Source organism: Mycobacterium asiaticum (assembly GCF_001673315.1).
GTDB classification, from domain to species: Bacteria; Actinomycetota; Actinomycetes; order Mycobacteriales; family Mycobacteriaceae; genus Mycobacterium; species Mycobacterium asiaticum_B.
The window spans coordinates 1-2,495 of sequence record NZ_LZLQ01000067.1; the positions used below are offsets into that span (position 1 = coordinate 1).

At 71.6% G+C, this 2,495-nt stretch carries 1 protein-coding gene; it reads left to right on the forward strand.

Annotation, left to right across the window (positions count from 1 at the left end; genetic code table 11):
• On the forward strand, positions 1-2,354 hold a 2,354-nt coding region (locus tag A5636_RS26520; RefSeq protein ID WP_367592464.1), incomplete at its 5' end, for a beta strand repeat-containing protein.
• Between the last annotated feature and the right edge of the window lie 141 nt (positions 2,355-2,495).

Consider the following 2,495-nt stretch of genomic DNA (forward strand, 5'->3'; position numbering starts at 1 on the left):
GTACCTCCGGTGGTGCTGCGACGATCGCGTCCAATTCGGCAGGCAGCACCGCCACCGGCGTCGCTACCGGCGGCCAGGGTGGTGACTCCGTCGGAACCGGCACAGGTGGTGACGGCGGGCAAGGTGCGATTGTTGCCAATGGCGCGAATGCCCACGCCAGCGGCTCCGGCCACGGCGGCAAGGGTGGCAGTGGCATCGACGGCGGCGTCGGGGGTTACGGCGGCTTGGGTGACGTCAACGCCCACGCCAACGGTATCGCTTCCGGGACCGGCACCGGTGGCAACGGCGGCAGCGGCACCGGCCTCGGCAGCGTCGGTGGCAACGCGTACGACCCGACCTCCAGCGGTGGTGAAGTCCAAGCCGGCTACGGGAGCAACCTCGGCGGTGTGTCCACCGGCAACGCAACTGGCGGTGACGGAGGAAACGCGACTAATGGGGGCCATGGCGGTACGGGCGGCTACGGCGTGCTGCTATCTGGCGGGACCGGCGGCTCGGCCTCCGGCATCGTCACCGGTGGCGACGGCGGTGGCGCGACGGCCGCGCTCGCCAGTGGTGGCACCGGTGGCGATGCGCAAACCACCGGCTTGTTCGGTAGTGCGAGCGGTGACGCGACTGGGGGCAACGGCGGTGTCGGACGCGGCGGTAGCGGCGGTGACGGGGGTTACGCGTGGACTGCCAACAACACAGATCCAGGCCCGCTCGGAACCAAAATCGTGCACGGCACCTCGATCGGCGGCAACGGCGGTGACGGCGGTGTCAACGGCGCGAGCGGAGCGGTAGGTGGCCATGGCGGTAACGGTGGTATCGCCAGGCTGGTCCCGGCCAACGGCACCGTCTCCACCGACATGACAGTTCATGGCGGTAACGGCGGTAATGGCGGCGCCGGTGGCACCGGCGTCGGCGGCACCGGCGGCACCGGCGGGTCCGCCGCGATGGTCAACGTCACGGGAGAACACGTATCCGGCAGTCTCGTTCAGAGCGGTGACGGCGGTGACGGCGGCACTGGCGGTAACGGTTTCGCCGGCGGACAGGGGGGCGGCGGCGGAGCTGCCCAGATGACCGCGACGAATGGCGGAAACATCACCGACAGCTCCGCCATCGGCGGCCACGGTGGCCGTGGCGGTGACGGCTCGGCCAGCGCAGCCGGCGGGGCAGGTGCCGACGGGGGCGCCGCCGCGGTCTCTGCCGACGGCGCCCACAGCTCCGTCACCAGCAGCACCGCCACCGGCGGTACGGGTGGAGCCGGCGGAACCAATGGGGGCACCGGCCACGCGGGCGGCGCAGGCGTCATCGCGGCCAGCGGCGGTGGCACCGTCACTGGCAGCACCGCCACCGGCGGGCTGGGCGGCGCTGGTTTCAACGGCGGCACCGGCGGCACCGGTGGAACGGGAGCCATCTACTGGGATCCCACCACGGGTGGTGCGCTCAACGGAGGCAGTGTCATCGGCGGCACTGCAGTGGGCGGTGAAGGCGGTGCGGGCACCGGTGCCGGAGGGCTGGGCGGCGACGGCGGCAGCGGCTTGCTCGCTGTCGACGGCACCGGGGGAGTACTCCCCGGCGGGACGATCGGCGGTACCGGGCTTGATGCCGTTGCCACTGGAGGCAAGGGCGGCGAGGGGATTAACGGCGGTCACGGCGGTGCCGGCTACTTCGGCGAGCTCGAGGCCGGCGCCCAAGGCACCTCGTACGGCCACTCCACCGGCGGCGCTGGCGGCAAAGCTACCGGCGCTGGCAGCGTCGGAGGCATTGGCGGACAGTCCGATATCCAAAGCGGTAAGACGACTCAGGTCGTGGGCGTTACCGGCAGTGCCGGAGGCCCCGGCGGAACGGCACACGGTACGTCCACTGGCGGCGCCGGGGGCGAAGCCACCGGCGGCGGCCACGGTGGCAATGGCAGCGGTGCGTCCATCGCGGCCGGTGGGATTGGCGCTGACGCCAGCGGCATATCTCAGGGCGGGGCCGGTGGCGCCGGCCTCAATGGTGGCACCGGCGGCGGCAGCCAGCTCAACGCCGGCGGGCACAACAGCGGCAATCCCGGCGCCAGCCGGATCAGCGCACTGGGAGCGAACAACTCGGCTAGCGGTAGCGCTACCGGCGGCAACGGCGGGACCGGTACCGGAGCCGGCAGCGTTGGCGGCAACGGCGCCGACGGCAACATCATCGCTGCCAGTAACAACCCCGGTGCCGAGTCGCATCTAGACAACGAAACAGTCCACGGCGGCAGCGGCGGCAACGGCGGCAACGGCGAAGTCAGCGGCATCGGTGGCAACGGCAGCGAGGCCGACGTGATAGCCGTGGATGGAGTGCTCATCGAAAACGTTCCCACCGGTACGAACGGCGCGAACCACCCGTAGAAATCTGGGAGCCCCGGCCCTGTTGCGTCGACGCGCCGGGCCGGGGTCACCGATACAGACCGGCACGTCGCGTTTGCAGAGGCTGCGTGGCTCGCCGGCCAGACGTCTCGACGCGCGTCTCGGTGATGGCACAGCCGCGGC